Annotated in this window: 19 protein-coding genes and 1 pseudogene; 17 read left to right on the forward strand and 3 right to left on the reverse strand. The window is 42.3% G+C overall.

What is annotated here, in order from left to right; all coding sequences use genetic code 11:
• The first annotated feature begins 47 nt into the window (after nt 1-47).
• From polA to ndhD1, 3 genes and pseudogenes are all read left to right on the forward strand, one after another.
• A complete protein-coding gene (polA, locus tag AC6IZ0_RS11570; protein ID WP_497723015.1) occupies nt 48-2,945 on the forward strand; it encodes a DNA polymerase I in 2,898 nt (965 codons plus the stop codon).
• 332 nt (nt 2,946-3,277) lie between these two features.
• Nucleotides 3,278-5,358 (forward strand): annotated as a pseudogene (locus tag AC6IZ0_RS11575) (NAD(P)H-quinone oxidoreductase subunit 5).
• 493 nt (nt 5,359-5,851) lie between these two features.
• Nucleotides 5,852-7,426, forward strand: coding sequence for a photosynthetic/respiratory NAD(P)H-quinone oxidoreductase subunit D1 (ndhD1, locus tag AC6IZ0_RS11580; protein ID WP_497723016.1), 1,575 nt, complete (start codon nt 5,852-5,854; stop codon nt 7,424-7,426).
• Nucleotides 7,427-7,714: 288 nt separating this feature from the next.
• Here the strand turns inward: ndhD1 and AC6IZ0_RS11585 are convergent, their stop codons facing one another.
• Complete coding sequence (locus AC6IZ0_RS11585) at nt 7,715-7,954, reverse strand: hypothetical protein (protein ID WP_271734104.1); 240 nt, start codon at nt 7,952-7,954, stop codon at nt 7,715-7,717.
• A gap of 557 nt (nt 7,955-8,511) precedes the next feature.
• On the opposite strand from AC6IZ0_RS11585, the gene AC6IZ0_RS11590 reads away from it, so the two are divergent.
• Nucleotides 8,512-10,557 carry an elongation factor G gene (locus tag AC6IZ0_RS11590; protein ID WP_497723017.1) on the forward strand — a complete coding sequence of 682 codons (2,046 nt, stop codon included), beginning with the start codon at nt 8,512-8,514 and terminating at the stop codon, nt 10,555-10,557.
• A gap of 62 nt (nt 10,558-10,619) precedes the next feature.
• Here the strand turns inward: AC6IZ0_RS11590 and radC are convergent, their stop codons facing one another.
• On the reverse strand, nt 10,620-11,351 hold the full coding sequence (gene radC, locus AC6IZ0_RS11595) for a RadC family protein (RefSeq protein ID WP_271760806.1): 732 nt from the start codon (nt 11,349-11,351) through the stop codon (nt 10,620-10,622).
• A 201-nt stretch (nt 11,352-11,552) separates the two neighbouring features.
• Nucleotides 11,553-12,644, reverse strand: coding sequence for a threonine synthase (gene thrC / locus AC6IZ0_RS11600; protein ID WP_497723018.1), 1,092 nt, complete (start codon nt 12,642-12,644; stop codon nt 11,553-11,555).
• A gap of 375 nt (nt 12,645-13,019) precedes the next feature.
• Here thrC and AC6IZ0_RS11605 point away from each other — a divergent pair, with 375 nt between their 5' ends.
• The 13 genes from AC6IZ0_RS11605 to AC6IZ0_RS11665 all read left to right on the forward strand — a co-directional run bounded on the left by AC6IZ0_RS11605 (nt 13,020) and on the right by AC6IZ0_RS11665 (nt 24,521).
• On the forward strand, nt 13,020-13,211 hold the full coding sequence (locus AC6IZ0_RS11605; RefSeq protein WP_271734100.1) for a hypothetical protein: 192 nt from the start codon (nt 13,020-13,022) through the stop codon (nt 13,209-13,211).
• A gap of 626 nt (nt 13,212-13,837) precedes the next feature.
• Nucleotides 13,838-14,800: a DMT family transporter gene (locus AC6IZ0_RS11610; RefSeq protein WP_497723019.1), complete on the forward strand. Its 963-nt coding sequence runs from the start codon at nt 13,838-13,840 to the stop codon at nt 14,798-14,800.
• Nucleotides 14,801-14,847: 47 nt separating this feature from the next.
• Nucleotides 14,848-15,618 carry a class II aldolase/adducin family protein gene (locus AC6IZ0_RS11615; RefSeq protein ID WP_497723021.1) on the forward strand — a complete coding sequence of 257 codons (771 nt, stop codon included), beginning with the start codon at nt 14,848-14,850 and terminating at the stop codon, nt 15,616-15,618.
• A 132-nt stretch (nt 15,619-15,750) separates the two neighbouring features.
• A complete protein-coding gene (locus AC6IZ0_RS11620) occupies nt 15,751-16,707 on the forward strand; it encodes a D-2-hydroxyacid dehydrogenase (protein WP_497723023.1) in 957 nt (318 codons plus the stop codon).
• Nucleotides 16,708-16,938: 231 nt separating this feature from the next.
• A complete protein-coding gene (locus tag AC6IZ0_RS11625; protein WP_497723024.1) occupies nt 16,939-17,901 on the forward strand; it encodes an O-methyltransferase in 963 nt (320 codons plus the stop codon).
• A 116-nt stretch (nt 17,902-18,017) separates the two neighbouring features.
• Nucleotides 18,018-18,518 (forward strand): methylthioribulose 1-phosphate dehydratase, encoded by a 501-nt coding sequence (gene mtnB / locus AC6IZ0_RS11630; protein WP_497726047.1) that lies wholly within the window; start codon nt 18,018-18,020, stop codon nt 18,516-18,518.
• Nucleotides 18,519-18,585: 67 nt separating this feature from the next.
• Entirely contained in the window at nt 18,586-19,176 is a 591-nt protein-coding gene (locus tag AC6IZ0_RS11635) for a 1,2-dihydroxy-3-keto-5-methylthiopentene dioxygenase (RefSeq protein ID WP_497723026.1), read from the forward strand.
• The gene (gene mtnC / locus AC6IZ0_RS11640; protein ID WP_497723027.1) at nt 19,173-19,901 is read left to right on the forward strand and encodes an acireductone synthase; all 729 of its coding nucleotides are present in this window, start codon (nt 19,173-19,175) and stop codon (nt 19,899-19,901) included. The genes AC6IZ0_RS11635 and mtnC overlap by 4 nt, the downstream gene beginning before the upstream one ends.
• A 238-nt stretch (nt 19,902-20,139) precedes the next feature.
• On the forward strand, nt 20,140-21,153 hold the full coding sequence (locus AC6IZ0_RS11645; protein ID WP_272012089.1) for an IS701 family transposase: 1,014 nt from the start codon (nt 20,140-20,142) through the stop codon (nt 21,151-21,153).
• 242 nt (nt 21,154-21,395) lie between these two features.
• On the forward strand, nt 21,396-22,322 hold the full coding sequence (locus AC6IZ0_RS11650) for a diiron oxygenase (protein ID WP_497723029.1): 927 nt from the start codon (nt 21,396-21,398) through the stop codon (nt 22,320-22,322).
• Nucleotides 22,323-22,611: 289 nt separating this feature from the next.
• On the forward strand, nt 22,612-23,265 hold the full coding sequence (locus AC6IZ0_RS11655) for an FMN-binding negative transcriptional regulator (RefSeq protein WP_497723030.1): 654 nt from the start codon (nt 22,612-22,614) through the stop codon (nt 23,263-23,265).
• A gap of 12 nt (nt 23,266-23,277) precedes the next feature.
• Nucleotides 23,278-23,466 (forward strand): hypothetical protein, encoded by a 189-nt coding sequence (locus AC6IZ0_RS11660; protein ID WP_497723031.1) that lies wholly within the window; start codon nt 23,278-23,280, stop codon nt 23,464-23,466.
• 53 nt (nt 23,467-23,519) lie between these two features.
• On the forward strand, nt 23,520-24,521 hold the full coding sequence (locus tag AC6IZ0_RS11665) for a pyridoxal-phosphate-dependent aminotransferase family protein (protein ID WP_497723032.1): 1,002 nt from the start codon (nt 23,520-23,522) through the stop codon (nt 24,519-24,521).
• Nucleotides 24,522-24,596 lie beyond the last annotated feature (75 nt).

The following is a 24,596-nucleotide window of genomic DNA, read 5'->3' on the forward strand; positions in this document are numbered from 1 at the left end:
AGGTTAGCAGGCTCTAGCACTTCATGGGGAGGTAAAATAATATAGCTATGTCTCAAACTGCAAACACCACAGGTCGTCCCACCTTCATCCTCGTAGATGGACATTCCCTAGCTTTTCGTTCTTATTTCGCCTTCGCCAAAGGAAAAGATGGCGGACTGCGGACTAAAACAGGAATTCCTACTAGTGTATGTTTTGGGTTTCTCAAATGTCTATTAGAAGTTATGGCGACACAACAACCAGAAGCCATAGCTGTGGCTTTTGATTTGGGTTTACCAACTTTTCGCCATGAAGCTGATGATACTTATAAAGCTGACCGTCCAGGAACACCAGAAGATTTTGTTCCTGATTTACAAAATCTGCACGAATTGCTAGCAGGGTTAAATCTGCCAATTTTCACCGCACCTGGTTATGAAGCGGATGATGTTTTGGGAACCATAGCACAAAAAGCTACTGCTGCTGGGTATGGAGTGAAAATCTTAACAGGCGATCGCGATTTATTTCAACTCATCGACCCAGCCAAAGAAATCACCGTTTTAAATTTTAGCCCTGATGCTCTCAAACGTTCTACAAACAGCATCACTGAATTTAGTACAGCAGAAGTTCAAGCCAAATTAGGTGTATTACCTGCACAAATTGTCGATTTTAAAGCCCTCTGTGGTGATAAATCAGATAATATTCCCGGTGTCAAGGGAATAGGCGAAAAAACCGCAGTACAGCTACTTAGTACTTACGGTTCTCTAGATCAGATTTATGCAGCACTAGATGAAATTAAAGGCGCAACACAGACAAAACTATTAACAGGTAGAGAAGACGCGCAAAAGTCGCAATACTTAGCCAAAATTGTTTTAGATGTTCCTCTAGAAATTAATTTAGAAGATTGCAAATTAACGGGATTTGATACCAGTATTCTCACTCCCATTTTAGAGAAATTAGAATTCAAAAGCTTTTTAGGTAAATTTAACGAACTCCAGCAACGTTTTGGTGGGGAAATTACCCAGAACTCAGCCACCACACCCGATGAAGATGATGATGTGTGGTTTTTTAGTGCTGTGGACACAGCAGCAATGTCACCAAAAATTAACTCACCCATTCAACCACGGATAATTAAGACCTCATCCCAACTGACTGAGTTAGTCAACTTATTACAAAAATTTACTGACCCCAAACATCCTGTTGCTTGGGACACTGAAACCACTGGATTAGAACCAAGAGATGCTCAACTAGTGGGTATTGGTTGCTGTTGGGGAATTGCTCCTGATGAGTCAGCTTATATTCCCCTGGGTCATAGAGAAGGGGAGAATTTACCTAAAGATATTGCACTCACCGCACTAAATCCGATATTATCAAGTGCAGAATATCCCAAGACCTTCCAAAATACTAAATTTGACCGCTTAGTTTTTCGCAACCAAGGAATTAACTTGGCGGGAGTAGTATTTGATCCCATGTTAGCTAGTTATGTTTTAAATCCAGATACTAGCCATAACCTCACTGATTTAGCGTTGCGTCATTTGGGATTAATCTTAACTAACTATAATGATTTAGTTCCCAAAGGTAAAAATATTGGGGATCTAGATATCACTGCTGTAGCTAATTATTGCTGTTTACAAGTTTACGCCACATGGCAACTTGTGCCTAAGCTCCGTGAGGAATTAGAAAAAACTCCAGCTTTACATAAGTTATTGCTACAAGTGGAACAACCCCTAGAAGCAGTTTTAGCGGAGATGGAATATACGGGTATTTCGATTAATTCTGTTTACTTGCAAGAACTATCCCAGGAATTAGAGATAACTTTAGCTAAATTACAGGACACAGCAATTACCGTAGCTGGAGAAAAATTTAATTTGGGTTCTCCTAAACAATTAAGTCAAATCTTATTTGAAAAATTGGGCTTAAGTACCAAATACTCCCGGAAAATTCAAACCGGTTACTCTACTGATGCAGGGACTTTAGAAAAACTCCAGGAAGTTGATACAACTGGCTTTGTTAATGCCATTATTGAATATCGTACTTTATCGAAATTAAAGTCTACCTATGTAGATGCTTTACCGGCTTTAGTCCGTCCAGATACCCAACGGATACATACTGATTTTAATCAAACTGCAACTTCCACAGGTCGGTTATCTTCCTCTAATCCCAACTTACAAAATATCCCCATTCGTACAGCCTTTAGTCGCCAAATTCGTAAGGCTTTTTTACCGAAATCAGATTGGTTAATGGTGGCTGCGGATTACTCTCAAATTGAATTACGCATCTTAGCTCATTTAAGTCAGGAGCCGATACTATTACAAGCATATCAGCAAAATGAAGATATTCACACAGTAACCGCACGTTTGGTATTTGACAAAGAACATATTACATCAGAAGAACGCCGGATTGCGAAAACTATTAATTTTGGTGTTATATATGGTATGGGTTCACTGAAATTTTCCCGTTCTACGGGGATAGATAAAACTATTGCTAATGAGTTTATCCAGCGATTTAATGAACGTTATCCATGTGTATTTGCTTATTTGGAAGGGTTAAAAAAACAAGCGATCGCTCAAGGTTATGTAGAAACTATTCTAGGTAGACGCCGGTATTTTGAGTTTACCAATAATAGTTTACGCCACTTAAAAGGTAGCAACCCAGATAACATTGACTTGAGTAAATTAAAAAAATTAGCTGCTTCCGATGCGGGATTATTACGTTCTGCTGCTAATGCCCCAATTCAAGGTTCTAGCGCTGATATTATCAAAATTGCCATGGTGCGACTGCATAAAGTTTTGCAGAAGTATCAAGCGCGGTTGTTATTACAAGTTCACGATGAATTAGTATTTGAAGTTCCTCCTCCAGAGTGGGAAGAATTGCAACCACAAATCAAGTCACTCATGGAAGATGCTGTACATTTAAGTGTCCCCTTAGTGGTTGATGTGAGTACGGGTGATAATTGGATGGAGACCAAGTGATTACAGCTACAATGATTGACCATAACCGTTTATTCAACAGACAGTTGGCACTACATCTCCTACCTTAAAGACGTATGTGGGTTCCTGAGTCAGCCACATACTCAGGAGTTTTGTCCCTATGGCCTAACCTGATCAGGTTTTCATGATTAGTTACTGGTTATGTGTAATACCACTAAATATTTTCTGTTCCTTACTACCCAATTTATAAAATATAAAACCATGCTTAATTACCCGGCCCAATTAGCTTCGGGTGGGGTATTTTATCCTCAAGGGTGTGTGTCACAATTATTAACAGTTCCCCCAAATTAGAATTCTAAAAGTAAGCATCAGTGATGGAAGTAATCTATGAATATGCCTGGCTGATTCCAGTATTTCCGCTTTTAGGAGCAATGCTGGTTGGTTTAGGGTTAATTTCTTTAAATCAAGTGACAAACCGCCTGCGGCAAATCAACGCTGTAGTCATCATCTCCCTCATGGGAGCAGCAATGGCGTTCTCCTTGGCCTTGCTGTGGAGCCAAATTCAAGGACACGCGCCTTACCTGCGTACCCTAGAATGGGCAGCAGCCGGTAATTTTCACTTGAGTATGGGCTACACTATCGACCACCTAACAGCCCTGATGCTGGTGATTGTCACCACAGTAGCTTTATTAGTCATGGTTTACACCGATGGCTATATGGCTCATGACCCTGGATACGTAAGGTTTTACGCCTATCTCAGCCTGTTCGGTTCCTCTATGTTGGGTCTAGTAGTTAGTCCCAACCTGGTGCAGATTTATATCTTCTGGGAACTAGTGGGGATGTGTTCTTACCTGCTGGTAGGCTTTTGGTACGATCGCAAAGCAGCAGCAGATGCTTGTCAAAAAGCATTTGTGACTAACCGCGTGGGAGACTTTGGCTTACTATTGGGCATTCTCGGACTATTCTGGGCTACGGGAAGCTTTGATTTTGGGGTCATGGGCGATCGCCTAGGCCAACTCGTAGAAACCGGTTCTGTAAGCAATTTTCTCGCCATCCTGTTGGCGATCTTAGTCTTCTTACGGCCGTGGCAAAGTCCGCCCAATTTCCCCTCCACGTCTGGCTCCCAGATGCCATGGAAGGACGAACCCCCATTTCAGCGCTCATCCACGCTGCCACCATGGTAGCAGCCGGTGTGTTCCTGATTGCCCGGATGTACCCAGTATTTGAGCATGTCCCAGCGGCCATGAACGTCATTGCCTTTACCGGGGCATTTACGGCGTTTTTGGGTGCCAGTATTGCCATAACTCAAAATGACATCAAAAAGGGTCTGGCTTATTCCACCATCTCCCAATTAGGCTACATGGTGATGGCTATGGGATTAGGCTCATACAGTGCGGGTTTGTTCCACCTCATGACCCACGCCTACTTTAAGGCGATGTTATTCCTAGGTTCTGGTTCGGTGATTCACGGTATGGAAGGGGTTGTCGGTCATGACCCAGCCTTAGCCCAGGATATGCGCTTGATGGGAGGAATGCGAAAGTATATGCCCGTCACAGGTATTACCTTCTTGATTGGTTGCTTGGCAATTTCTGGGGTTCCACCTTTTGCTGGTTTCTGGTCAAAAGATGAAATTCTCGGTAACGCCTTTGAAGCTAGTCCACTTCTGTGGTTAATTGGCTGGTTAACTGCCGGTATTACCGCCTTCTATATGTTTAGAATGTACTTCATGACATTTGAAGGCAAATTCCGCGGTAACGACCAGAAAATTAAGGATAAGCTGAAAAAAGCTGCCACCCCCATAGTCCAGGAATTAGATTCGGCTGCACTAGCGCCTAATTTTGGACCAGGGGCGATGAAACAAGGAGAATTGGCAGCCCATGACTCCCACGGACATCACAGCAGTACTCCTCATGAATCACCGTGGACGATGACTTTACCTCTGGCTGTGTTGGCTATACCTTCGATTCTGATAGGTCTGGTGGGGACACCCTACGCTAACTACTTTGAGGAGTTTATTTTTCCCCCTAGCGAAACCATCACCGAAGTTCTGGAAAAAGCCGCTGAGTTTAACCCGACGGAGTTTTACATCATGGCGGGGGCTTCTGTAGGTATTTCTTTAATCGGCATTACCTTGGCTTCGCTAATGTATTTGTGGGGTAAAATTGACCCGGCTGCGATCGCTTCTCAAATCAAATCTCTTTATGAGCTATCCCTGAATAAGTGGTACTTTGATGACATTTACCATCGTGTCTTTGTTCTGGGACTACGTCGTCTAGCTCGACAAGTGATGGAAGTTGACTTCCGCGTTGTTGATGGTGCTGTTAATCTTACCGGCTTTTTCACCCTCGTTAGTGGTGAAGGTCTGAAGTACCTGGAAAATGGTCGCGCTCAATTCTACGCCTTAATTATCTTTGGGGCAGTTTTGGGTTTAGTGATTTTCTTTGGTATCACCTAGTTGTTACAGGGGTGGACTGCTGTCCGCCCCTACATGATTTTTTGTTTCACGCACCAGGCGCACTAGGCGCAGAGAGTTGCATTGCAAAAGATGACAAGATTTTTGACTACAAGTCATATAGTTACTAAAAATATTTGACTATATTTTTAGCTTGGTATTGTGACTATTTATCAAGAGGTTTGTCCAAATATTTGACTAACACCTCAATAATCATCTAAAAATACGTGATTTTAATATTTTCATTAAATTTGTCATTTAATGGACAACAGATGCCTTAATTGCTCATTATGAGGCAATTGGCGGGGAGTTTACCTGTAATATACAGACTGGCGGTTAGGGCTGCTTTGTAGATGTGGTTTAGGTCATCCGGGAGGGTGGGGGATTGTCAATTTGATTAAATCAACCTAACAATGAAAGGAAAACTGCCAAAAAGCTGTTAGTTAATAGCTAGTGACTTTTTGCCCAACATGATTCTGTTTGCAGATTAATTGCGATGAATACAGTTAATTTTCCGTGGCTGACGACAATTATTTTGTTACCTATAGCCGCGTCGCTACTGATTCCCATCATCCCAGATAAAGACGGCAAAACAGTGCGCTGGTATTCCCTGATTGTGGGACTAATTGATTTTGCACTAATTGTTTACGCTTTTTATACTGGTTACGACTTCTCGAATCCAGATTTGCAAATGGTGGAGAGTTACCCCTGGTTACCTCAACTTGATTTGAATTGGTCAGTAGGGGCAGATGGCTTGTCTATGCCTCTGATTATTTTGACTGGGTTTATTACTACATTGGCAATTTTAGCAGCTTGGCCTGTGACCCTCAAGCCCAGGCTCTTTTATTTCTTGATTCTGGCGATGTATGGCGGACAAATCGCCGTGTTCGCTGTTCAGGATATGCTGTTATTTTTCTTGGTGTGGGAACTGGAACTCGTACCTATCTACTTTCTGCTGTCCATTTGGGGAGGCAAAAAGCGACAATATGCAGCGACTAAGTTTATTTTATACACCGCTGGTGGATCGTTGTTTATTTTGCTGTCTGCCCTGACAATGGGATTTTACGGCGATACCGTCACCTTCGATATGCGATCGCTGGATTTGAAGGATTTCGCTCTTAATTTCCAGCTTTTACTTTATGCTGGGTTTCTCATTGCCTACGCTGTCAAGTTGCCAATTATTCCCTTACATACTTGGCTACCAGATGCCCACGGTGAAGCTACAGCGCCGGTACATATGTTATTAGCAGGTATTCTGCTGAAAATGGGCGGTTATGCCTTAATTCGCATGAATGCCCAAATGCTCCCCGATGCTCACGCTTATTTTGCCCCTGTGTTGGTGGTTTTGGGGGTGGTTAATATCATCTACGCCGCCCTAACATCTTTCGCCCAGCGCAACCTGAAGCGGAAAATTGCCTACTCTTCAATTTCTCACATGGGTTTTGTCCTCATTGGTATTGCTTCCTTTACCGATTTGGGACTGAGTGGGGCGGTTTTACAAATGGTTTCCCACGGGTTAATTGGGGCGAGTTTGTTCTTCCTTGTGGGCGCAACTTATGACCGGACACACACCCTGATGTTAGATGAAATGGGTGGTGTGGGTAAGAGGATGAAAAAGATTTTTGCTATGTTTACCACTTGTTCCATGGCTTCTTTAGCATTACCAGGAATGAGCGGTTTCGTGGCTGAATTAATGGTGTTTGTGGGTTTTGCCACCAGTGATGCTTATAGCTCCACTTTTAAAGTTATCGTGGTGTTCCTGATGGCTGTGGGGGTAATTTTAACTCCAATTTATTTGCTGTCTATGTTACGGGAAATTTTCTATGGTCAAGAAAACGAAGAGTTAGTTTCCCACCAAGCTCTAATAGATGCTGAACCCAGGGAAGTGTTTATCATTGCTTGTTTGTTAGTGCCAATTATTGGTATTGGGTTTTATCCTAAGTTACTGACCCAGATGTATGATGCGACAACAGTACAGTTAACGACAAGATTACGTCATTCTGTACCGACTTTAGCACAGGAGAAAGAAGCATCAGAGATTTCTTTGCGCGCGCCAGAAATTTCCCTCTAAGTACCGATTGATAGTTGAATTTTATATTTCTCTGCTGGCGGGTCGAGTACCCGCTTTTTTTTACTAAGATGCTAAGTAGTAGGAAATTATTCACAGATCAACAATCCCCGTTTCTTTAGAGCGGGGATTGTCAATAGAGTTTTGTATTTGCAATGTTATAGCATTTCCCATGCTCGTGAGGTACAATTTTTTTTAGTTTGAGGGAACAGGGAACAGGGAATAGGGAATAGGGAATAGGGAATTGGTGTGTACTTCATGAGCCGGAAAAAGGCTTTATTACATCTGTTATTACATCTTGCCGTGCTGCATCACTTGTTGCAAATGGTGGCGAACTTCTTGGGTTTGTTCTATTTCCAACTGTCGCAACTTTTGAAATAATTCTACACAGGGCTGAGAGTTCATTTCCTGTGCATCTTTGATGTAGCAGTCATAAGCCTTGACTGCTTCAGCTTTATTATGCAGCACGGTGAGGAAGTCATACTCTAGGTTGCTAATGGGTTGTTGAGATTGACCGTTACCTGTAGTCATAGATTGATTCTCCTTGAGGTGACTATTTGATTTTTACTCATGCTCAAGGAATGATTCATCTATCTATAAGGGTACAAAAAGATACGTCTCAAAGAGGTTCACACCCCAATTTTAGCTGTATGTATACACCACTTTTCAAATAAATCAAGTCACATTTTAATGTCACAAATCTTCTCGGTTGGGCATACTATGGCTAGGCGACGCAAGCTATCCACATGCTCAGTATAACTCCTGCCTACCCTGGGTAAATACTGTGAATAATAATAGAAAATCATTTGTATCTTGGTGCATACAAGTAGTATAACAGCCTAACAAATGCTATAAAAAGGGTCGGTAATTATCAAATATTTACAAATCTTTAATATTGTATATTAAAGTTATTTTTATCTTAAAAAAAATCAAGGTCAACCTTACGATAAAATACAATTTCTGGCAATTGTGGTTAAAGGCAGGATAATGACAAGTTAAGGAAGGAATTATTTTTCTGGCAGAAAAGTATTTGATACTCCTGAACAAGAATCATGCAGGTAAGACTGACTTACCGCAAGAGGGGTTTTATGAACGAAAAAGTAAAATCGGGTTCGCGGAACGTTGCAATTGTTGGACCTTATTTAAGTGGAAAAACCACACTACTAGAAAGCTTATTATTTGTCAGTGGGGCAATTTCGCGCCCGGGTAATGTGAAGGATGGTAACACGGTGGGGGATAGTGCGCCAGAATCGCGCGATCGCCATATGAGTGTGGAAGTCACCGCCGCCAGTACAGAGTTTAAAGACACTCGTTTTACCTTTATTGATTGTCCGGGTTCGGTAGAATTTGCCCAAGAAACCTACAATACTTTAATAGGAGTTGACGCGGCAATTGTCGTTTGTGAACCCATCAGCGAACGGGTTCTGACCCTAGCGCCCTTATTTAAATTCCTGGATGATTGGGAAATTCCCCATCTGGTGTTTGTGAATAAAATGGATAGGGCAAATATTCACGTTTTAGAAACATTACACGCACTCAAAGCAGTTTCTAGTCGTCCTCTGGTAGCTCACCAATACCCAATCATGCAAGGGGAGCAACTCACCGGATTTATCGACATGGTGAGTGAACAAGCGTATCAATATCACCCAGGCGCACCTGCTGATTTGATTCCTTTTCCTGAAAATTTAAAAGCAGAAGAACAAATCGCCCGGTCGGAAATGCTCGAAGCTTTGGCGAATTTTGACGACCACCTACTCGAAGAACTTTTAGAAGACATTGAACCACCCGAAGAAGAAATTATTCAAGACTTAAAACTAGAATTAGGGGCGGATTTGGTAGTTCCGGTGTTCTTTGGTATAGCAGAAAAAGATTATGGTGTCAGACCTCTGTTAGAAGCACTACAACGAGAAGCGCCGGAATCAGAAACCACAGCAGAACGTCGTTTAAGAAATATCAAAGGGAATCACCCCTTAGCCCAGATATTAAAAACTTACTATACCCCCCAAGGTGGCAAACTTTCCTTAGTGCGTGTGTGGCGAGGTGAATTAACTGATGGTATTGTCCTAAATGGTGTTCGGACTGGGGGAATTTACCGCCTCATGGGACAACAACAGCATTTAGTTAATCAAGTCGGTGCAGGTGAAATTGTCGCTTTGAGCCGTTTAGAGGGTATCAACACAGGAGAGACAATTTCTACACAAACCCCGGCGAAGGAATTACCCAAAGCCGAACAGTTAAGGCCAGTCTATGCTTTGGCGATTACACCGGAAAGACACAATGATGAAGTAAAACTCAGCAGTTCCCTAAGCAAGTTGTTAGAAGAAGATCCTTCCTTGGCTTGGGAGCAACACGGGGACACTCATGAGGTCATTCTCTGGGGTCAAGGTGAAATTCATTTACAAGTCGCCCTAGACAGACTGCGGCGCAAATATCACTTACCGATGACAACTCATCAGCCGCAAGTACCATATAAAGAAACCATCAGTAAAACTGTGGCTGCGGTTCATGGACGCTACAAGCATCAAAGTGGTGGTCACGGCCAATTTGGTGATGTTTTCCTGGATATCAAACCCCTAGCACGGGGAAAAGGTTTTAACTTCGATGAAACTATAGTTGGGGGTGTAGTTCCTAAACAGTATATTCCTGGTGTAGAAATGGGTGTGCGGGAGTTTTTAACACATGGGCCTTTGGGGTTTCCCATGGTAGATGTGGCTGTCACTCTCACTAATGGTTCTTATCACAGCGTTGATAGTTCTGAACAAGCTTTTAAACAGGCTGCACGATTGGCAATGCAAACGGGAGTACCCCAGGCTAAACCGACTCTGCTAGAACCGATTCTGCGGGTGCGAGTGACAACACCGAGCGAATTTACCTCTAAGGTACTGCAATTATTGAGTGGTAGAAGAGGGCAGATTTTAGGATATGAGGGCAAAGATGATTGGCAAAACTGGGATCATGTATCTGCATACTTGCCCCAAGCTGAGATGCAAAACTTTATTATAGAGTTGCGATCGCTCACCCTGGGTGTTGGGTTTTTCCACTGGGAACATGACCATTTCCAGGAAGTACCAGATAAACTTGCTGAACGTGTGCTAATGCGGAATGGGAATGGTAGCAAGGGGAACAGTAAGTAATATCTTCAAGTTTCTTGATCCGTGGCTCTAGGAGTGGCAATAACAGTCACTCCCATTTTCTATTAATCACCTTGGGGGTATTCATTCCACAGTGTCGTAATTTCACGTAAACTTTGGTGATTACCATTACCTAAAATCAAGTGATCTAATAATGGAATGCCTAAAAGCCGCGCCCCTGCTAATAATTGACGGGTTAATTCTATATCTTCTGGGCTAGGTTCCACATTACCTGAAGGATGATTATGAGCAATAATTGCCCGGGTTGCACCTTGACGAATGACTTCTCGGAAAATTTCTCGCGGGGATGCTAAGGTTTCCGTGGCGGTACCAATAGTAATTACTTGGGTTCCCAATAACCGATTTTTCACATCTAACAGCAACACTGCAAAACGTTCTTGTGTTTGCCACATTAAATCTTGACTAAGTGCAGCCGCAGCCACAACGGGGTTATCAATGGGTGTACTGTCTGATGGGCGAAATTGAAAGGTACGTTTCCCCAATTCAATTGCCGCTAAGATAGTGGTGGCTTTGGCTGGGCCAATACCAGGAATTTGCATTAATTCCGCTGGGTTAATCTCTCGCAGAACTGCTAGGGGGTCACGTTGATGTTTACTTAGTTCTTGTAATATATATTGTCCTAATCCTACAGCCGAAAGTTTTCCCGGTCCCTGACCAGTACCTAAAAGAATTGCAATTAACTCAGCTGTAGCCAAAGTTTTAGCACCGTGGCTCATTAAACGCTCGCGTGGACGCTCATTAGTGGGAATATCGGCAATTCTGAGGCAATAAGTCATAGAAGAACTAAGGGGAGGAATCACTTAGATAAGACTATTCTTATTTATCCCTCTTTTGGTTCATAAAATTCTAACTAGGTAAAAAACTTTAACAGAAAATCTTCACCACATAACCAAAATCCGCCATACATGAATTTAGGGGCTACCTGTCCAAGAAAAAGTTGGTGTAGCCCCCACTGACAGTCAGCTGATACCAAATAATTAAAATCCCATTGCTTGGGCTACTGCCCCTACTTCAGCATCAATGCCTTGTTTAAATTGGCTGTGACTGTGTTTAATAGCTGTATCTGGGTCTTTTAAACCATTCCCGGTGAGGACACAAACCACTGTCGCCCCTGTGGGAACTTGGTCTTTAACCTGCAACAAACCGGCTACAGATGCAGCGCTGGCGGGTTCACAGAAAATACCTTCTGATGATGCTAAAAGTCTATAAGCATCGAGAATTTCCTCATCGCTAACGGCTTTAAAACTACCTTGACTAGCAGATTGGGCAGCCATGGCTTTATCCCAACTAGCAGGGTTACCAATACGTATAGCTGTGGCGATGGTTTCGGGATGGGTGACAGGATGCCCATTCACCAGGGGAGCAGCCCCTGCGGCTTGGAATCCCATCATCCGCGGTAGGCGATCGCATTTTCCGCCTTGGTGATATTGACAAAAACCCATCCAATATGCTGTGATATTTCCCGCATTACCCACTGGGATACACAACCAGTCTGGAGCATTACCCAAAGCATCTACCACTTCAAATGCTCCGGTTTTTTGTCCTTCCAAACGGTAGGGATTCACCGAATTAACTAAAGTAATGGGATAGCTTTCCGACATTTCCCGCACAATTTCCAGGGCGCGGTCAAAATTCCCTTTAATTGCTAAAACTTCCGCACCGTATAACAAAGCCTGTGCTAACTTACCCAAGGCTACATAGCCATCGGGTATCAACACAAAAGGCTTCATCCCGCCACGTTTAGCATAAGCTGCCGCCGCCGCTGAGGTGTTCCCTGTACTAGCACAAATTACTGCCTTAGCCCCAGCTTCCTTAGCCTTGCTGATTGCCATAGTCATCCCCCGATCTTTGAAGCTACCAGTGGGGTTAAGACCATCGTATTTGACAAATACTTTTACCTGTCTGCCAATGCGTTCGGCGATGGCCGGTACTGGAATCAAGGGAGTATTACCCTCTAGTAAGGTAACAACCGGCGTTTTCTCGCTTACAGGTAAATATTCGCGATAGGCTTCTATCAGTCCGGGCCAAGGTTGGCGAGTAGATTTAACAACAGACAAACTCACAGTCACAGGTTTTAAAAGTTTTTAACTAAGGATTGGGGATGGGTAAGCCCTCCATTGGCAAGGGAAAAACTTAATTTCTCCTTTTGAGGTGCTATTTTCTAGATTTTTCATTCTATAAGAATATTATCCACATTGAGTGCCAACGTCTCACTGATGATTTTTATTTTATGTGAAATCCTCCTTTGTGATCACAGTACTCTGCCTTCCCAGCCATGAATTCTGTGTGTAACTCAGGGGATAACATTACCTTCACTTATAAATACACTAGCCAAGTATGAGTTTATATGATTAAATATATACAAGTGTTTAACTAATCTTAACTTAACGTTATTATGATGTTTATATAGATGGTGTGAGTCAATTTAGGAAATTTATTTAACAATGCCTACTTGTTCATCTAGTGTTTCCGAACGTCCCTCCCAGACTCTCTGGGTTAGCGATGTCACCAAGTCTTATTATCAAGAAGACCAACACGCGAAACTTCAACACCTCCAAGCAGAAGTAGATTCTTTGTTAGAGCAATTACAAAACCTTAAACAACAACGTTTAACCGAGAACAACTCAGAAGTTTGACAGTCTCAGATATAATATCCTGTTTACACAGGTTTCCAGATTCACCGCGTTTAATCTTAGAGCGTGGTGATATTTTTTCGACGTTTAGCTGTCTGCTATATAAAACCTAGACAAAGCTAGACTTTACTTTCTACTTCAACGGGGACATGGGAGCGGTTATCCCTTAGTAGACTTGCACGCCTTAGCCAGACGCGATATTTCTCTAGGACTTACGCATTGACAGAATAACAAAATAGTGCATTGATAAATAAGGGTCGTCTAGTAATGGGTATGGGAGAATGAGAGAAATTACTAAACCCTCGACAGCACAATGCAATCTAGACATCTACACCTTATTTTTGCTGTCAGAGCCTAATTCTTTTTTTTCTTCTGGGGTCATTGGCCTTTCTACTAGGGATGGAACACAAATCAATTGTCGCGAATTTTTGTGTTGATGTACAGTCCCCCTCTTTATTCGCGATGCAAACTCGCGAATATTTCTGCCCTCTCCCTATCTCTTTGCAAAATTGGGATGCTCCCTCTGCTAACTACTCTCTATTTCCTCTCCTAAACATAAAATTTATTTTACACAACTACTTAATTAACCTATAATCTTTGACATAAAAAAGTATCTAGCAGCAAAATTTATGGTATCAGAATCTAGTCCAGCATTGAAACCCAGTCAAAACAACACATTACCATTGGCTTTCTTATCATTATTATTGGGAGTTTTCATTTTATCTTTTGCGGCAATTTTCACTCGGCTGGCAGAAAATGAACTGAGTCCGTCAGCAACTATTTTCAATCGCTATTATATAGCTACAATAGTTTTATTTGTTTGGCAGGTAATTCGATCTAAAATCAACAATTCATCTGTACCTAATCCAGTCATTGAGTTACAAGACTGGGGAATTGTTGTTTTATCATCAATGTTAGGGACATCTGCTATTTTTCTTTGGGCTTTGTCATTAACTCAAACTAGCGTTGCCAATTCTAATTTGCTTCATAATGTCACTCCTATCTTTGCAGTATTAGGAGGTTGGTTGTTCTTAGGTCAAAGTTTTGACTATAAGTTTTTATTAGGGATGGCGTTAGCAATTGTTGGGATAGCTATCATCAGTGGTGGAGATTTTCAAACTGGATTTAACTCTCTTTATGGTGACTCTTTAGCTCTCCTATCTGCCGTTTTTTATGCTTTAAATTATTTAGCCAGGGAAAAATTACGCTCCAAATTTTCAGCATCCACTATATTATTGCTGACTTGCCCATTAAGTGGATGTTTTACTTTCCTCATTGCATTAACTAGTAAAACACAATTATTTCCAAATTCCTGGGAAACCTGGTTGGCAGTAATTTGTTTAGCAGTTCTGTGTCAAATTATCGGACAAGGATTACTCACTCATAATCTTAAACAATTTTCTTCGGGTTTTGTCACTTTATTAATGCTTCTAGAACCTTTGCTCACAGCTTTATTTGCCTTTTTAATTTTTGCAGAAAAGTTAAGTATTCTTAATTTTTTCGCTTTTTTACTTGTTTTAATGGGTATATATATAGCTAAATTAAGCATTGGATCAGGAAAGGTAGAAGAAAAAACCAATCATAAAAATTGAGGAAATCTTGCGAATTGCGAATATTTTATTTAGATCACCAATCTACCATGACTTTACCCAATCCACCCCGTTGCCCTGATCCCAACCGAATACCTTCAGAACAGGAACTACGTGAAGACCTTGCCGCAGCTTACCGACTCATGGCAATGTACGGTATGACTGATTTGGTATTAACCCATCTTTCCGTCCGTTTACCTGGTGAAGGACATCGTTTTTTAGTAAATCCTTATGGCTTGTTATTTGAAGAGGTTACAGCTAGTAGTCTAGTTATCGTTGATGCGGCTGGTGAACCCTTGCAAGAAACTACCTGGCCAGTAAATCCAGCAGGATTTGTCATCCACTCAGCAATTCATATAGGTCGTTCGGATGTGCAATGTGTGATGCACACACACACCCTAGAAGGAATGGCAATTGCCACGCAACAAGAGGGTTTACTACCCCTACATCAATCTATGATGGAGCTAGATGGGCGTGTTGCCCGACACCTCTTTGAAGGGATTGCCGCAGATGACAACCTCTCAGAACGGGATCGGCTGGTGCGTGATTTGGGTGACAAGCCCTGTATGATCCTTTGTAATCACGGACTCCTAACAGTTGGACGAACTGTGGCCGAGGCGTTTTACTGGATGTGGTATCTCAATCAAGCTTGTCGAATTCAATTGGCAGCCCAAGCTTCAGGTGCAGCATTATTTATACCGCCGCCAGAGGTGGTTGCCCGGACACGAGCGCAATATAGTACAGATGCCACAAAGGGGTGGCTACCTTGGCAAGCACTCAAACGTAAGCTAGATCGGGAACAGCCAGACTATCGCTACTAAAGCGACTTTAGCTGGAACTATCAGGATACAATTCATGATTAGTTCAAGATGACAAATCATTGTTGTGGAACATAAAAGCCGATTAACCAGAATTGGTTTTTTGAGAACTTTTAGGTTTTTGCCTTGTTTACCATGATCAATCCATCTGATTCTCCACATATCGTAATTTTAGATGGTCGCACAACAAATCCTGGGGATTTACTGTGGGACCGGATCGCTCAGTACGGTGATCTGACGGTGTATGACACCACTGAGCCATCTCAAGTGATTGAACGGACTAAAAATGCTGATATTGTCATCACCAACAGCACAAAGTTAAACTCCGAATTTTTTGCGATCGCACCAGCTTTGCGGGGTGTAATGGTACTATCAACTGGTTTTAATGCGGTGGATACCGTTGCGGCTCGATTACGCAATATTCCAGTTTGTAATGTTCCCTCCTATAGCACGGCTGCGGTTGCCCAAGGCGTTTTCGCCCTGCTCTTAGAACTAACCAATAGCACAGGACATCACGCTTCAGCCGTACGCTCAGGAAGGTGGTCTGCCTCTTCCGACTTCTGTTTTTGGGATGGTAACCTGATTGATCTTGCCGGTCTCACCCTGGGTATTGTAGGCTTTGGTCGGATTGGTCGAGCAGTGGCAAGGATAGGTCAAGCCTTTGACATGAATTTACTTATCACCCAACGACAGCCAACACCAGATTGCGTTAACCTCGACACCTTACTGGCTCAAAGTGATGTTGTTAGTTTGCACTGTCCTCTCAACCCAGACACCCGTGGCTTGATCAATGCAGACCGACTTGCACAAATGAAACAAACCGCTTATTTAATTAATACCGCTCGTGGTGGTCTGATTGATGAAATATCGCTCGCCCATGTACTTCACAACGGCGGATTAGCCGGTGTAGGTTTAGATGTTTTAAGCCAAGAACCTCCACCACCTGATCATCCGTTACTCACTGCTCCCAATTGTATTGTCACCCCACACCTTTCCTGGGCAAGCCGCCAAAGTCGCCAACGTTTGATTGCTCAAGTTGCTGACAATATTGCTGCCTTACTTGGAGGTCAACCTCAAAATGTTGTAAACTAACTTAAATTAGGTGATAAATTCGTCAGAAAGTCCAAGCCTTTAGCCGTGAGCTTGCAAAATACCACCTAGCAAATCCTTACTCCAAAGAGTTAATCTGTCGCGTGTGGCTAATGCGTGTAAGTCTACAGAGGGATAGCTGCTCCCATACCCCCTGTTGAAGTAGAAAGTAAAGTCTAGTTTTATCTAGGTTTTATATAGCAGCTTAAGACCTACCAGGTAATCTGATTTCTGATGAGTAAAACTTCCAATTCTCTATCATTCAATCCAGCTACGGTTGGTAAGGTATCCGGGACTCTATTTGAGAACGTTTACCGTGTAATTCATTCCGAATCTCATGCCCAAGCTTTTTTTGAGGGTAAGTTATCACGAGATGAATGGATTGATTTTCTAGATCAGCATCGTCATCTGTTAGTTAGTGCAAACATTCCATCTGCTGACGTGGACTTTGCTAAACGCTATCCTGGTTCGATTAGTTCATTTATTAGTACAACCTATCAAGATCCAAAGTTTAAAGACAGGTTTTTATTACCAGAAGATTGGCAAAGCACTTGTCAGTCTGTAGAGCAAACAATTATAGAATCTTTTGAACATCAAGGTGCTGCAACTTATATCTATCCAGAAGAAGGCTATTTGATGCTGACCTTGGCGCAAACATTTCAGGCAAAACGGGCGATTTTTCTAGGGAGTTATTACGGTTACTGGGCTGCCTGGGCAATGCCAGCATTACAATCTGTAGGGGGGACGGCGGTTCTGCTCGATCCCAATGAAGATTGCTGTGAATTGGCACGATCTAACTTGAAAAATCTTTATCCAAATGTGGCTATTGAAGTAGTTGCATTAACAGGTCAAGAGTATTTAGCAAACTATGATTGCGATCGCTATGGTGCCTTTGATTTTGTCGTTTTAGATGCTGAATTGCCATCGGACTATCCCGACGAAAGCTTACGCGGCAAGGGTCTATACTACGCCCTTTTAAAATCAGTTCTTCCCCATCTTGCCGATCACTCTCTCCTAGTTTGTCACAACATTTTGCTCAATGATCAAACAGGTAGCGAAGTTCTTAACGCAGTAGTGGAGCGTAACCGTAAAGAATTAAAACCATTTTTGGAACTTGTGCAAAAAAACTATCAATTCTTTAGAGAAATTCCAACTACAGAAGGAATGGGTGTGGGACTTTACCAGAGGGAAACATGAATAATGACGGATCTGCGCCAAGACTTAAGCAAAACTATCCAAGTTATCCATGCCCAAGGTTGGGCAACGGGAACTGGAGGAAATTTTAGTGTTGTTTCCCAGAGAGAACCCTTGCGATTACTAATGGCCCCAGTGGAGTGGATAAGGGTTCGGTTCAGCCCGCCGATTTGATTGAGGTGGATAATCAGGGAAAGGTTGTGGTTGGTCAAGGACGGACATCGGCAGAAACCCAATTACACTTGCAAATAGTCAAGACAGTAACTGCTGGTGCAGTCCTCCACACCCACTCTATATTTAATACCTTACTGTCAGATTACTATCAGCCTAAGCAAAGTGTGACTCTGATCGGGTATGAAATGCTGAAGGGATTGGAGGGGATTCAAACCCATCAAGGTGCGATCGCTCTGCCCATTTTAGCCAATTCTCAGGATATAGTTGCCCTCAGTCAAATGGTGGGCGCGATCTTGGAAGAGAAACCTGACACCTATGGCATTCTCCTAGCGGGGCATGGATTGTACACATGGGGCAAGACCCTCTTTGAGGCTCGTCGTCACCTAGAAATTTTAGAGTTTTTGTTGGAACTTACCTATCGCAAACTCACCTTACCCCCCCTGTAAACATCCTTCTTTAGTATTTTTACCGTTACCTGTTGTTCCTGATTTTTCTTGATCATTTACTACTAACATGGCAATACTCACCATTCCCACGGAAAATCAACGCATTGATCAACCAGAGGCGATTCAGACTTATTTAGCCGCGATCGCAATTGGTTATGAACGGTGGCAACCCGCCCAGTCCGTCTCTCCTGATTCCACAGCAGCAGAGATTTTAGAGGCCTATGACCCACAAATTCAGACCCTCAAATCACAAGGAGGCTATGTAACCGCAGATGTGATCCAAATTCAGCCTGACACTCCCAACCTAGAGACAATGCTGGAGAGGTTTAGACAAGAACATTGGCATGATGAAGATGAGGTAAGGTTTACCTTGTCAGGTCATGGCTTGTTTTACATTCATCCCCAAAATGGACCCGTTGTGGTAGTGGAGGTAGCAGAGGGGGATTTATTGATGATTCCTCGGGGAACTTTGCATTGGTTCAATCTCTGCGGTGATCGTCAGATTCGTGCCATTCGTCTGTTTCAAGACCCCCAAGGTTGGACACCCCACTATACTAATAGTGGAGTGGATAACCAATACCAGCCTCTTTGTTGGGGTCTGTCTGAAGCAGTGGTCAAGACAGGACTGGAAAACTCCACTCCAATAGGTCGTTTATGACGGTTACCTTTAGAAATATTACGAGTATCCTGCTGGACATTGAGGGAACAACAACACCAGTTTCCTATGTGTTTGGAGTTCTATTTCCCTTTGCCCGACAGCACCTAGAAACCTTCCTAGCTACTCATGGTCTAGATCCAGATGTACAAGCGGATCTATATAAGTTATCTCAAGAATTTGCACAAGAGCAGTCCCTGGGGCTAGATCCCTGGTCGCCGTCAGATCCCAGGAGTGCAATCCCCTATCTTTTGGCACTTATGGACTGCGATCGCAAATCCACAGGTCTCAAGTCCCTCCAGGGTAAGATTTGGGATCAGGGCTATCAATCGGGTAGTCTGCAATCCCAGGTTTTTGCCGATGTTCCTCACGCCCTAGAGGTTTGGCATCAAGGTGGTAAGCGGGTATTTATTTTTTCTTCTGGCAGTGTACAGGCGCAAGTTCTGATTTTTCGCCACAGTCAAGAGGGAGATTTAACTCCTTGGATTCACGGCTATTTTGACACTCAGGTAGGTGCAAAGCGAGTTACAAAAAGTTATCAAACTATTGTAGCTGAATTAGGGGAGACTCCTAGTCAAGTTTTGTTTGTTTCTGATGTGGTGGAGGAGTTGCAGGCTGCCCAGACTGCCGGGCTACAAACTTGTTTTTCCCGGCGACCTGGAAATGCAACTACCAATCCACAAGGGTTTCCCTGGGTAGAACACTTTGATCAGATCCAACTACTGTAAGTTTCAAGCCATTTATTGTTAGGACTTACGCAACTGGCACAGGCGATCGCTACGCAGAGCTTGCATCAGTGTGTAGCAATTGCTAAATGAAAGCACATTGGTATTATATAAGTGATGTCAATGGCACGGGGGGATGCCTAGTGCAGTTGATAGTAAAAAAGTATGAATAAAACCAGATTCAGATAGCGATTCATGAGAAAATAGGTAGAGGGTGTAAGAGATAATGTTGGTGATGAGCATGAGATTTACAAAGCTTAATTACTGCCAATACTTATTAAGCAGTCAAATTAATTACACGATTACCAATTTAGCAGAGCATTTAGAGCAGATTAGCCATGATGCAATTAATTATTATTTGAAGAGAGAAAAGCTAACACCTAGGTTACTATGGGAAAATGTGAAAGACATAATTGAGGAAGATGCCAATGGTTACATAATATTTGATGATAGCGTTTTAGACAAAAGATATTCTCAAGAAATAGAGATGGTGAGGAGACAATATAGTGGGAATGAACATGGTGTAGTCAAAGGAATTGGTGTGGTTAGTTGTGTATATGTGAACCCTCAATTTAAAAGATTTTGGGTAGTAGATTATCGAATTTTTAATCCTGATGTGGATGGTAAAACCAAGATAGACCATGTGAAGGATATGCTGTCAAACCTGGTGTATCAAAAGCTTTTACCGTTTGATACGGTGTTGATGGACACGTGGTATGCGGTAAACAGTTTAATGCTTTATATTGATAGTCTAGAGAAAGTTTATTATTGCCCTTTAAAAAATAATCGGTTAGTTGATGATACATTGGGTAAAGAAAAATATAAACGAATTGAATTATTAGAATGGAGCGAAGAAGAATCAGAATGTGGTAAAATCATAAAAATTAAAGGATTTCCCGCCCAGAAAAAAGTGAAATTATTCCGGGTTGCTGTTTCTAACAACAGAACGGATTATGTCGCTACCAACGATTTATCTCAAAGTTCCACGAATGTTGTACAAGAAGTGTGTAAAATTCGTTGGAAAATTGAGGAGTTTCACAGAGAGATTAAACAACTAACAGGGATTGAATCTTGTCAATGTCGTAAAGCTAGGCTTCAAAGAAATCATATTGCTTGTGCAATGTTGGTTTGGATTAGATTAAAGAATTTAGCCTATCAAACTGGCCAAACTGTTTATCAAATCAAGCATAATTTGCTGTCTAATTATTTAATACAGCAACTCAAACGCCCAAGTATTCCTATGTGCTTGGTTTAATTGAAATTGTCCCGTGGCGCGGCTCCCTCCGCTCCCTATTTGTGCCAGTTGCGTAAGTCCTGATTGTTACCCATTGAAGGCTTTTAAGTTGGAGAAATCAAAATTTTGCAATACAAAAAACTCCTCGAACTCCTCACTCCTTGAACTCCTTAGCCTCAATGAAAGGACTTTTTTAATAACCCCTACTTATAGTTTTTCAGACTTGAACAAAAATCTCATTAATTAGACATATCCAAAAAAAAATGAAGTCTACTATTTTGTGCAATCAAGCAGATCAAAAAACCGACCGAACCCATGAAACTTATACTTCACCATTTATATCTTGGGATCGTCAAGCCGCAGTTCGATCATTTGTGAATACAAATGATGAATGGTCAAACTATTCTGGTTATTGGATGCCTATCTCGGCAGATAATATTTTAAGCCATCCTGCGATTCCAGATGCTATTAAGCGACCCTTATCGGCCTATTTGCTCATTGGTAGTTTAGACTTTACCTATGACTTAGAGCAAAAATTAATCTCCCAGGTTTGCTCGCAATTAACATCCGGAACTTTGCTTCCTAACTTGTCCGATGAGATTAAAGTTGATGGTCTCAAAATTCAGTGTGATGAGGCTTTTCATGCACTCCAAGCTCGGCGATTAGCCACGAAAGTTCGTCAAACCAGTTGTGTAAACCCAGATCATACCTTAAGTCCTTTTTTACAGTTTGTGGCTGAAGTAACGGATGGTTCATATCTCTTGTCTACTGAACTTTTGTTGTTTTGTGCAGTTGTGGTTTCGGAAACACTGATTACTAAATCATTACGCGATGATTGGCGTGATTCGTCCTTACCAGATGAAATTCGCCATTTCTTTCATTTGCACTATAAGGATGAGGTACAACATTCTCTGTATTTCACCTGGCTACTGCACCATGTTTGTTCTACCTGGTCAAATACTACCCGAGAAATTATTGCTGATTTATGGCCAAAGTTTACTGATGCCTATCTAGACTCAGATATTGATATAGCTAAACGGGCATTACAGAAATTTGATCTAGCTGAGGATATGATTAATCGTATTATTCATGAAACCTATTATCAAGCTGGATCTTCCTATCAAATTCAACGTCAATTGTCTGTGGTTAACACGCTCAAAATATTTAGGAGTGCTACATTATGTAACTGAGTTTCTACTTTAGAAGGTCATAACTTGCATTTTTGGTGTTGCTGCTGAAATCAGGAAAAATTTGCGGCTAACGTAAGTGCTTCTTTTCGCTGATGCGCGAAACGAAAGTTATACCCCACCCCAATTCAGCAACGCTGCATTTTTACAGTGGTAAAATCTCTGGTCTGTAGGTGAGCTTGCTTCGTAATGCACCATCAGTACACGAACGAAAAACTCAAATTATGACCTTGCAAAGTATTGAGTTTAATATACAAAACTTACTTGCTAAATTAAGTTGAACTATCCTATTATGTATATCCCAAAATATCACGAAGAAAACAATTTAGAGGTTTTACATAACCTCATCACAGCACATCCTTTAGGGACATGGACAGTGTGTCAGGATAACCGAATCACGGCGCATCACCTGCCATTTATGCTTTATCCCTCACGAGGAACTTACGGCTCATTGATCACCCATGTCTCTAAGGCTAACTCGGTGTGGCAGCTTACTCATGATACTGTTGATTCATCTCTAATTATTTTTCAAGGTGCAAATGCTTATATAACCCCTTCTTGGTATGCTAGTAAGCAACAACATGGCAAAGTTGTTCCTACCTGGAATTATGCAGTGGTACACGTCTACGGAAAGCCAACTGTATGGACAGATATGGACTGGTTACATCAACATATTCATACCGTGACGGATGCTCACGAGGCAAATCAACCCAAGCCTTGGCACGTGAATGATGCGCCCCAGGAATACATTGACCAAATGACCCAGGGTATTGTGGGGATTGAAATCCTGATTGATCGGATTATTGGTAAATGGAAAGTCAGCCAAAATCGTAATGAAGCCGATCGCCAGGGTGTGATTGCCGGACTGCGGGCTAAGGGTGATCCAGAGTCAGCCGCTATGGCAGACATGGTGGAAAATTCGGGAAAAAGACTAGATCCGACTTAAAAAGTACCAGTGATGCTGGGATTTGATCTAGTAGCGCAAAACAAAAATAGAAGTACCATTTACAGATTAATTAGTCAAGATGCCAATGTTATCCTACCCAACTGTAAGCGATCGCCACAAACTGATCTGCGATCCACTTGTCCCACCCCTACGCCGTTTACTTGGTCAGAGTTCCATCCAATGCACATCCAGCGGTGTTAGAGGTTGTAGGTCGCCCGCCTATAGGTCACATGGATTCAGTTTATCTTATAGCAATGAGTGAACTCCAGGATTTGCTACGCTATACCTGGCAAACTGATAATCGGCTGACCCTAACAGTAAGTGGTACAGGGACAGCAGCTATGGAAGCAACCCTGGCAAATACAATTGAGCCGGGAGATAAAGTTTTAGTGGCTGTGAAAGGGTATTTTAGTGAGCGATTAGTACAAATGGCAAGGCGCTATGGGGCTGAAGTAGTTACCATTAACTGCCCCTGGGGTGAAGCGTTTAGTTTAGCGACGATTGAACAAGCACTCGACAGCCATCGCCCTGATATATTTGCGATTGTTCACGCGGAAACCTCCACCGGAGTGCAGCAGCCAATGGAAGGCATTGGCGAGCTTTGCCGTAAGTACAATTGCCTGTCAATTCTGGATACAGTAACCTCCCTGGGCTGTATCCCTGTATTTTTAGATGACTGGGCAATTGATATTTCCTACAGTTGTAGTCAAAAGGGTTTAAGCTGCTTACCAGGGATTGCTCCTGTCACCTTCAATGATCGAGCTTTAGCCAAGATCGCACAGCGCAAAACCCCGGTTGCCAATTGGTATCTTGATATTGCTTTGCTAGAACGTTATTGGACTGGTGATCACGAGTATCATCACACTGCACCAGTAAATATGAATTTAGGTTTATATGAGGGTCTGCGTCTTTTAGCTGTTGAAGGTTTAGAAAAATCTTGGGAGCGCCATTTTCAGAATGCAAAGCGATTGTGGTCAGGACTGGAGCAACTTGGTTTACGCTTACTTGTACCTGAAGAATTACGATTGACAACGCTAACAACAGTTTGTATTCCTGAAGGGGTGCATGGTAAGACATTTACAAAACATCTACTGAAAACTTTTGGTGTCCAAGTTGGAGGCGGACTCGGTGTCTTGGACGGTTCAGTTTGGCGGATTGGTCTGATGGGCTATAACAGCACAGTGGAAAATGTTGATCTGTTGTTGAACTTATTTGAATCGGAATTACCAAAATTTCGCGGGTTAACACCCAACTAAGGATATCATGAAGTGAATAATACCTTATCTGAGCCATATAGGACAACAAGGTATTATATCACAATAGTTTAATAA

The sequence above is a fragment of the Anabaenopsis sp. NIES-4685 genome (genome assembly GCF_059725405.1).

Coding starts and splice junctions, on each gene's coding strand:
- polA (WP_497723015.1), top strand. CDS start 48: ATGTCTCAAACTGCAAACACCACAGGTCGTCCCACCTTCATCCTCGTA.
- ndhD1 (WP_497723016.1), top strand. CDS start 5,852: ATGAATACAGTTAATTTTCCGTGGCTGACGACAATTATTTTGTTACCT.
- AC6IZ0_RS11585 (WP_271734104.1), bottom strand. CDS start 7,954: ATGACTACAGGTAACGGTCAATCTCAACAACCCATTAGCAACCTAGAG.
- AC6IZ0_RS11590 (WP_497723017.1), top strand. CDS start 8,512: ATGAACGAAAAAGTAAAATCGGGTTCGCGGAACGTTGCAATTGTTGGA.
- radC (WP_271760806.1), bottom strand. CDS start 11,351: ATGACTTATTGCCTCAGAATTGCCGATATTCCCACTAATGAGCGTCCA.
- AC6IZ0_RS11605 (WP_271734100.1), top strand. CDS start 13,020: ATGCCTACTTGTTCATCTAGTGTTTCCGAACGTCCCTCCCAGACTCTC.
- AC6IZ0_RS11610 (WP_497723019.1), top strand. CDS start 13,838: ATGGTATCAGAATCTAGTCCAGCATTGAAACCCAGTCAAAACAACACA.
- AC6IZ0_RS11615 (WP_497723021.1), top strand. CDS start 14,848: ATGACTTTACCCAATCCACCCCGTTGCCCTGATCCCAACCGAATACCT.
- AC6IZ0_RS11620 (WP_497723023.1), top strand. CDS start 15,751: ATGATCAATCCATCTGATTCTCCACATATCGTAATTTTAGATGGTCGC.
- AC6IZ0_RS11625 (WP_497723024.1), top strand. CDS start 16,939: ATGAGTAAAACTTCCAATTCTCTATCATTCAATCCAGCTACGGTTGGT.
- AC6IZ0_RS11635 (WP_497723026.1), top strand. CDS start 18,586: ATGGCAATACTCACCATTCCCACGGAAAATCAACGCATTGATCAACCA.
- mtnC (WP_497723027.1), top strand. CDS start 19,173: ATGACGGTTACCTTTAGAAATATTACGAGTATCCTGCTGGACATTGAG.
- AC6IZ0_RS11645 (WP_272012089.1), top strand. CDS start 20,140: ATGAGATTTACAAAGCTTAATTACTGCCAATACTTATTAAGCAGTCAA.
- AC6IZ0_RS11650 (WP_497723029.1), top strand. CDS start 21,396: ATGAAGTCTACTATTTTGTGCAATCAAGCAGATCAAAAAACCGACCGA.
- AC6IZ0_RS11655 (WP_497723030.1), top strand. CDS start 22,612: ATGTATATCCCAAAATATCACGAAGAAAACAATTTAGAGGTTTTACAT.
- AC6IZ0_RS11660 (WP_497723031.1), top strand. CDS start 23,278: ATGCTGGGATTTGATCTAGTAGCGCAAAACAAAAATAGAAGTACCATT.
- AC6IZ0_RS11665 (WP_497723032.1), top strand. CDS start 23,520: ATGAGTGAACTCCAGGATTTGCTACGCTATACCTGGCAAACTGATAAT.